Below are 8,024 nucleotides of genomic sequence, written 5' to 3' on the forward strand. Positions count from 1 at the left end.
AGGTGTGTCACACCCGTTCCCATTCCGAACACGGAAGTTAAGACACCTCACGTGGATGACGGTACTGAGGTACGCGAGTCCTCGGGAAATCATCCTCGCTGCTATTGTACAGCAAGACCGTTTTATAGAATGGTATCCCATACTGGCACTCATTTCTCATCATGATCAGCAGTATGCACTCAGCACCTGATCAGAGGAAAGGTGTCTCTGAAGAATCTTCTGTACCTCTCTGTCATCTTCAATTCGCATTGTGGTATTATTTACAGGATTATTATCATTCGGCCACCCTGCATTCCACCAGACAAATCCGATAACACCTGGCCATCTCTGTTCATTGATTATTGCTGAAAATGCCTCATCAATCCAAATACTGGCAGGTTTATGTGGATTTCGAAGATCAGTTCCCATTTCAGAAATAAGCACTGACTTATTTACTGAAAGATTTTGTGCTGCTGCATATCCTTCATCCATCATCCGTGAAAACGGGAGTATATTGTCTTCATTCGGAGATAAGGCACCATACGCGGAGACACCAATCAAATCAATATACTCATCTCCGGGATAATAGGCCTCCGGGGTATTCCAGTCTTCTTCCGGGTTTGAATGCCAGTTAATATGGTACACCCAGATAAGATTATCTGCCCCCTCTTCACGCATGAGGGTGATGATATGGCGATACACTGAACGGAATAATTCTGCACCTTTCTCCTTTCCGGTCCAGTATCCGTTCCATGAAAACCACCAGCCATTCACCTCAGTTCCATACTCAATTACTATTGGAAAATTCATTCTCTTTGCTGTACGGGCAAATTTGATAAGGTCTCTGTCATATATCCCGTTGAAAATCCGTTTCAGAGTAAAGAGTGGTTCGGGTCGGTATTGATTATTATCAGAGCGAAGCATCAGTCTGATATAAGGGATTGCTCCATTTGCATGAATCATCTGCACCTTTTCAATCGGGAAGCTTCTGTTTATGCTCCACTCATGAGAAAATGCAATAACCGCAAGGTTTTTCCCCGAATTATTTACATATGAACGAATGCTCTCATTTGTTATATCCATCTCATGCAGATGATATTTCACTGGGGAAAATGCACCATTCCAGAGTGTTTCTTCTTTTGGAATGCAAAGATGGATCATATCACCTGAACAACCGGGGATCCAGATAAGAAGAAATAAGAGAATGAATACTCTACCTGAATACAAGTAAGTATGGTTTTTTTCTGCATGAATCGGATGAAATAATTCCTGGAATGCAGAATGTACCATACTCTGAATTATTATCCATGCCCTCCGATAATAATTCTTGTATCACACTAGGAGAAGAACATGGACCCTGAACTTGGTTTTCCTTTACCAATCACCACCGGAGAAAAGTTTCAGGTCCTCTTTGTAATAAGTTCCAAACCTCTGGGTGAGCTCTCCAAAACATATCTTGAACGCCCCGGGCTCCTGAACGTCACCGTGTGTACTTCTGGGGCTATGGCCCAGGATCTTGTGCGCAATACTCCCTATGATGTAATTCTTTCAGATTATGATCTTGATGACATGGATGCCATCACCCTGCATTTGAAATTACAACAGTTTGATCAGAAAAAACCCTTTCTTCTCTTTAACATCACTGACCGTGATCGTGAGATCCTGGAAACATTTACGCAAAATCCTGTTCCGAATTCACCTGCAGAACATGATGTCAGTATCATTTTTAATGAGCAGGCGCAGAAGATCGCCCAGTCTGTTGAATTATTCAGAACGCGAAACCGGCTTGAACTCTATACCCGTCATCTCGAAGAACTTGTCGAAGAGCGGACAAGGCAGTTACAGGTCGCCCAGAGGTTTGCGGTAATCGGTGAACTTGCGACGATGATCGGGCATGATATGAGAAACCCTCTCCAGGTTATAACCAATATGCAGTATCTGCTGGAGATGAGAATGCAGAAGATGAGCAAAGAAGAGCTAGAAATACTTCATCGGAATGGAATTCCTGAAATCTTCGATAGGATTGGTACTGAAATTCAATATCTTAATAAAATTATTTCTGATCTTCAGGACTATGCCCGTGAGGTAAACCCGGAAAAATCACGTATCAATCTGAAAACATTCATCGAGGACCTGATCCTGAAGATATCTCCTCCTCCTTCAGTTCTGGTAAAAATCGAGATACAATCCGGTATGATAGTATTGGTAGATCCGGTTCTTCTCTCCAGGGTTATGGAAAATCTGATGATCAATGCCATCCAGGCAATGGATACCGGAGGGACGCTTACCCTTACCTCGCACATTGCCGAAGACGATATCATTATCTCGATTCGTGATACCGGGCCAGGGATCTCCGCAGAAGCGCAGAGCCGGATATTTGATCCCTTATTTACCACAAAACCGAAAGGTACTGGCCTTGGATTATCGGTGACCAAGCGATTGATTGAAGCACATGGAGGAAAAATTACCCTTGTGGAAACATCACCTGCAGGGACTACATTTGAAGTCTCTCTTCCGGCATCATAGGGGTATTATGGGAGGTACACATGAAGAGAATACTTATTGTAGACGATGATACAGCCATCCTTGACAGTACAAAACAAATTCTTGAATTTGAAGGGTATGAAGTTGAAATTGCTGCGACGGCAGGGGAAGGTCTTGCAAAGATAGAGAATGAGTTTTTCAATCTGGCACTCTTTGACATAAAACTTCCTGATATGGAAGGGACTGAACTTCTTGAAAAAGCCCATAAACTCCGGCCGGGCATGAAGAAGATCATGGTCACCGGATATGCAAGCCTTGAGAACTCTGTATTCTCACTGAATGCCGGGGCTGATGCATATATTATGAAACCGGTTAACCCGAGAGATCTTCTGGAAAAGATAAAGGAAAAACTGGACGAGCAGGAGAAGGATCAAATTGTCGATGGCGACAAAGTGGCAGAATTCTTAGAAGAACGCCTTCTCTCAATCAGATAAAGTGCCATCATGAGCGACCTTACCAAGGAAGAGTTAATCACTACCTTACAGCAGATGGATGTTCCCAATACAGTCCTGCTTGAAGATCCATCCATCACTCTTGATACTTTCATACTTGCAATAAAAAAATTCAGGATTCAGGCTCCGGATGATTTCTATGCATATCTTGCTGACCGGCTGGGGCTGGCTTTCATGGAGCGCGATACTCTTTTTGCAAATCCACGGATCGGATCTGTTCTTCCATATGCAGTCGGTGAAGAGACGCTTATAGCTCTTCTTGAATCCAAACCGACCTACCTGAAGGTTGCAACGGCAAATCCCCTGGACACTCCCTTATTCACCCGGCTCGAAGAGATATTCGGAAAAAAATTGAAAAAGTAGTAACGCCACTCGATGCCATCCTCACAATCACTGATACGAGTTATAAGGGTCCCCACGCATATAGTGCGCTCAGTGAACTGGTGGATCGTCAACCTGATGAGTCGGCGTTTCGTATCCTTGTACCCTGGCAGAAAGCGGTAATTATCATTGGTACTATCCTTCTTCTCCTTCTCATTGCAATAAATCCCTATTTCTGGCTTTTTGTCCTCTTTACTATCGTTAATATCACGTATTTCGTGATGAACCCGGTGAAATTCTATGTCTCCATGCAGGGGATGATGGGAGAGAAGAATGTCATTCACATCTCTGATGAGGATATTCAAAACCTCAAAGATGAGGATCTCCCCATTTATACCGTCCTTGTTCCACTCTTCCATGAGCAGGAGATGCTCCCCCATATCCTTCAGAATATTGCCAATATCAATTATCCTCGTGATAAGCTCGATGTAAAAATCCTGATGGAAGAGGAAGATACGGAGACGATTGAAAAGGCCCGAAAATTAGGACTCTTTGGAAATGTGGAAGAGATCATCTCCCCGATGTCAGAGGCCGAATACCACGCATTCTTAAGTATCTTTCATCCGGTTGTCATCCCAAAGGCAGATATCACTACCAAACCCCGGGCCTGCAATTATGGACTGAAACGCTCACGTGGTGAATTTGTCGTCATCTACGATGCGGAGGATCTCCCTGACCGGGATCAGTTAAAAAAGGTAGTCATTGCATTCCAGCGTCTTGGTCCAAAATACGCCTGTGTCCAGTGTCTTCTGAATTTCTACAACCCCCGGAAGAACATGCTGACCCGGTGGTTTTCAATAGAATACTCCTATTACTATGATTTTTACATCCAGGGCCTGGATAAAATTGATGCGCCTATCCCTCTTGGTGGAACAAGCAACCACTTCAGGATGAAGACCCTCCGTGAGCTGGGTGCATGGGATCCCTACAACGTAACTGAAGATGCCGACCTTGGTATGCGGATCGCGCGTAAAAAGTTGCACACAGCAGTGCTGAATTCACATACCTATGAAGAGGCGGTCACAAGGGTCCCCTCATGGATCCGGCAGCGCTCAAGATGGGTGAAAGGGTTTGTGATCACCTGGTTTGTGACGATGCGACACCCGATAAAAGTCCTGAAAGATATCGGAATCAAGAATTTTTTTATCTTTCAGACCGGCTTTGGGGGCAACTTTTACCTCCCCCTAATGAACCTTTTCCTCTGGCTGGTCTTTGCGGCAGGGTTTATCATACCGGAATATTTCTCCAGCTGGTTTGACTTCTGGCCATTTGCGGCGATTGCAGTCTTTAACCTGCTGATTGGAAATCTCTTCTTCCTCACCATGATGGTGTTTGCAACATGGAAGGAGAAACAACGGGATCTTCTTCTGTATGCGTTCTTTTCACCGATATACTGGATACTCATGAGTATCGGCGCATGGAAGGGAACCCTGCAGCTTATCTTTAAGCCCTATAAATGGGAGAAGACCAGCCATGGCACTGAGATTGTTCACGAGCAGTTATTGATAGAACACCCTGAGCGGTTTTCAAAACCGATCAAGTGGATAGAGGTGAAATCTCCGGAGGTTGACCGGGGCGCGCGAAAAGCCACCGGAACGCAGATTGCATTCTCGGTGGGGCTTACCGTTCTCCTCATCCTTTTTGCCTTGGTTCTCTTTGGTGTACTAGAATATAAGCCGGTGACAGACCATTTCACGATTACAAAGATCCCAGGATTAAACCAGGTGATGAAACCGCTGAAAGATTATCAGTCCGGAAAGGATGTGAGGCTTCTCAATTATGAAGCAATACCCGGTCCGTACTCAACCTCACCACCGGTCATACTTCCTAAACCTACTTTAACGCAGGAGATCACCGTTGGTCCTACGTTCCAACCAGACAGGCCTGCAAGCACTATCTCCGCACCTGGAGAGCCAGGTCTTCTCGTCAGATATGATCCCCTGGTAAACCGGATTATCATAACTGCAGAAAAGAGTCTTCCGGAAGGTGACTATTATGTGGTCACTATCGGCTCAGGAGAGAGGGAGTATTCGAAAAATATCGATACTACACCAGGAACACTCTCCCTGAATGGTGGTTCCGGAGTTACCCAGGTGAAGGTATTCAGAGTACTCAGGACCGGCGCACAGATCCCTGTGATAGATTCGTCTCTCTAAAAAAAGGTTACATGATGCCACAGGCACCGGTTGAGAACGGGAGGGTCTGGTTGTAGTGATAGATTGCCTCATCCGGATACGATGACTCTGCAGCTGCCCGTGCCTTCCACCTTCTGAACTCCTCATTTTCAGGATCAAATGACAGGGCTTTTGTAAAGTAATCATAGGCGATGGAAAATTTTCCGAGTCCGTAATAACTCTGCCCTCCAAAGAACCATGCCCAGCGGTTACAGGGGAACTGGTCAATTGATCTGTCAAATTCATCTGCAGCAAGTTGATATCTGCTCTGGTTCAGGTAACAGTTCCCTTTCACATAATATGTCCAGGGAATAGTAGGATCCAGTTGTATTCCCTTATTCAGATAGGCTATAGCGTATTCACACTGTCCCCCTTTCTGCAGGATATCACCCCGGTAGTAATATGCCCATGCATTTCCGGGATCCAGGAGTATCGTTTTATCAAAGCTGCATAATGCATCCTGATACCTGCCAAGTTCATACTGGGTCATTCCCCGGTAGTACCATGCCTCCGGATTCATCGGATCCAGACTGACCGCAGAGGTGAGGTACGTGAGTGCATCTGCATACCTCCCGTCATGATATGCAATTGCGCCCTGATAGAACCAAACCGATGCATTTTCAGGTGCATCAGCAGCTCTTTTTGTTACATTTTGCAGTGACCAGGAGGCGGGATCCTGTGCTGCCCGTATAGAGAGGTACAAAGCCCGGTATTCTTTTGTATATGGGTCAATGGTGAGTGCAGAGTTGATAGCCTCAAGAGCCTGGTCATACTGTCCGGTCTGGTAATATGCATTGGCGAGTTCATACCAGGCTGATGCCTGACATGATGATCCCTCAAGACTTGTTTTCAGCTCCTTAATTGCAGATTCGTAGTCACCAGAGATGGCCAGGTTTTTTCCATAAACAAATCGTGTCCATTCATTATCCGGATTTAATTTTATCGCAGTTTCATAATAATTCCTGGCTGCGGTGCGGTTTCCCAGTTTTTCATACGCCCTGCCCATCTCATAATAGACACCGGCATTTGAGGGATCAAGTGTCAGTGCCGATTGCAAAGCATCGATTGCCTGCGCATAATTACCCAGTTCGGTATATGTTGTTCCGGTGAAGTACCAGGCAGGTGCGTTCTTCTGATCATAGGTGGTAGCTTTGATGAACCAGGCAAGTGCCTCACGGTATTTCCCCTCTTCAAAAAGCAGGCGCCCTTTATTAAAAGCTGACCAAGTATTATTTGGCTCGATCAGGAGATCATGTTCGACCTGGATATAGTTCAGGGGAGTTGTTGTGTTCATTCGCAAGGATGATAAAAGGTCTAAAGCGGTTTTGTTCCCGGGAAGGATATCAAGGACTTTCAGGATGGCACGATTTGCCTTATCTCTCTCTCCTTTCGTTATGTGGAGGTGCGCTTTTGCAAGCAGGATCGTGCTGTTTCCAGGGCTGAATTCAGCGGCTCTGGTGATTGCATGTATTGCCCCTTCGTTATCACCTTGTTCTTTTAGTATCTCAGCCATTGCATACCAGAGATCAGGGTTTTCAGGATCTGATTCCAGTAAACTCTGAAGAGTTGCAAGGGTATCCGGTGTGCCTGATTCTGCATCTGGAACGGTTACATTTGTATCTGTAATACAACCGCAGAACAGGAGAAGCAGGATAAGAAAGACAGACAGGAGATGATGAGTCTGCATACCATCTCATCGATGTATAAGTAAAAAAAATAGCACTCAAAGCGACGAAGATAGAAAAATTAAATAGAAACCCCTGGTGGAAGGGGTATAGTTGAATTTGGTTTTTGCATCGATGCGATCTCTGAGCTGTTGAACTTTTCAGGCGGTGACATTGATGCAATCTCTGAGCTGTTGAACTTTTCAGGTGGTGACATTGATGCAATCTCTGAGCTGTTGAACTTTTCAGGTGGTGACATTGATGCGATCTCTGAGCTGTTGAACTTTTCAGGTGTGTGCATTGATGCGATCTCTGAGCTGTTGAACTTTTCAGGTGTGTGCATTGATGCGATCTCTGAGCTGTTGAACTTTTCAGCCGGATGCATAGATCCAATCTCAGAACTGTTAAATTTTGTAATGATCATCCCACCTGGGTAGATCACATCATCTGCGTATGCAAAACTGAGCACAGTAGCAACTATTGCACATACTATCAAAGCAAGTATACCTGATCGGAGGGTTGCCATAATATATCCTCAGAAATCGTTTGTGATAGAGATATTTAAGGATACTCTTTCTTTTAAGAAAATGAGAGATGAAATGCGATAATAAATACAATAAAATGATTCAGTTTACTCTAAAATGAATAAAAAAATTGGAATAAATTTAAACGGTCACTCCTGGCGGGAGAGGAATATTTGAGACGGTGTTTTGCATAGTACCGATCATGGAACTGTTAAATTTCGTGGCGTCCTGCATGGTTCCAATTTCGGATGAGTTGAACTTTTGTGAGTTCTGCATGGTTCCGATTTCGGATGAGTTGAACTTTTG

At 44.7% G+C, this 8,024-nt stretch carries 7 protein-coding genes and 1 rRNA gene; 5 read left to right on the plus strand and 3 right to left on the minus strand.

Annotated elements, in window-relative coordinates; genetic code table 11:
- Positions 1 to 107, plus strand: a 5S ribosomal RNA gene (gene rrf / locus LDL35_RS13060); the annotation flags it as partial.
- A 58-nt stretch (positions 108 to 165) separates the two neighbouring features.
- Here rrf and LDL35_RS13065 read toward each other — a convergent pair.
- Positions 166 to 1,140 (minus strand): glycoside hydrolase family 26 protein, encoded by a 975-nt coding sequence (locus LDL35_RS13065; RefSeq protein WP_304023160.1) that lies wholly within the window; start codon positions 1,138 to 1,140, stop codon positions 166 to 168.
- Positions 1,141 to 1,329: 189 nt separating this feature from the next.
- Between LDL35_RS13065 and LDL35_RS13070 the strand changes: the two genes are divergently transcribed.
- The 4 genes from LDL35_RS13070 to LDL35_RS13085 all read left to right on the plus strand — a co-directional run bounded on the left by LDL35_RS13070 (position 1,330) and on the right by LDL35_RS13085 (position 5,512).
- Entirely contained in the window at positions 1,330 to 2,505 is a 1,176-nt protein-coding gene (locus LDL35_RS13070) for a PAS domain-containing sensor histidine kinase (protein WP_304023163.1), read from the plus strand.
- Between the two features lie 20 nt (positions 2,506 to 2,525).
- A complete protein-coding gene (locus tag LDL35_RS13075) occupies positions 2,526 to 2,957 on the plus strand; it encodes a response regulator (protein ID WP_011450128.1) in 432 nt (143 codons plus the stop codon).
- Positions 2,958 to 2,966: 9 nt separating this feature from the next.
- A complete protein-coding gene (locus tag LDL35_RS13080; RefSeq protein ID WP_304023165.1) occupies positions 2,967 to 3,338 on the plus strand; it encodes a hypothetical protein in 372 nt (123 codons plus the stop codon).
- An 80-nt stretch (positions 3,339 to 3,418) separates the two neighbouring features.
- Positions 3,419 to 5,512: a glycosyltransferase family 2 protein gene (locus tag LDL35_RS13085; protein ID WP_304023167.1), complete on the plus strand. Its 2,094-nt coding sequence runs from the start codon at positions 3,419 to 3,421 to the stop codon at positions 5,510 to 5,512.
- Between the two features lie 7 nt (positions 5,513 to 5,519).
- Here the strand turns inward: LDL35_RS13085 and LDL35_RS13090 are convergent, their stop codons facing one another.
- Both LDL35_RS13090 and LDL35_RS13095 read right to left on the minus strand, forming a co-directional pair.
- Positions 5,520 to 7,217 carry a tetratricopeptide repeat protein gene (locus LDL35_RS13090; protein ID WP_304023170.1) on the minus strand — a complete coding sequence of 566 codons (1,698 nt, stop codon included), beginning with the start codon at positions 7,215 to 7,217 and terminating at the stop codon, positions 5,520 to 5,522.
- A 59-nt stretch (positions 7,218 to 7,276) separates the two neighbouring features.
- Entirely contained in the window at positions 7,277 to 7,720 is a 444-nt protein-coding gene (locus LDL35_RS13095; RefSeq protein ID WP_304023173.1) for a hypothetical protein, read from the minus strand.
- Positions 7,721 to 8,024 lie beyond the last annotated feature (304 nt).

The sequence above is a fragment of the Methanospirillum hungatei genome, from assembly GCF_020216685.1.
GTDB lineage: Archaea > Halobacteriota > Methanomicrobia > Methanomicrobiales > Methanospirillaceae > Methanospirillum > Methanospirillum hungatei_B.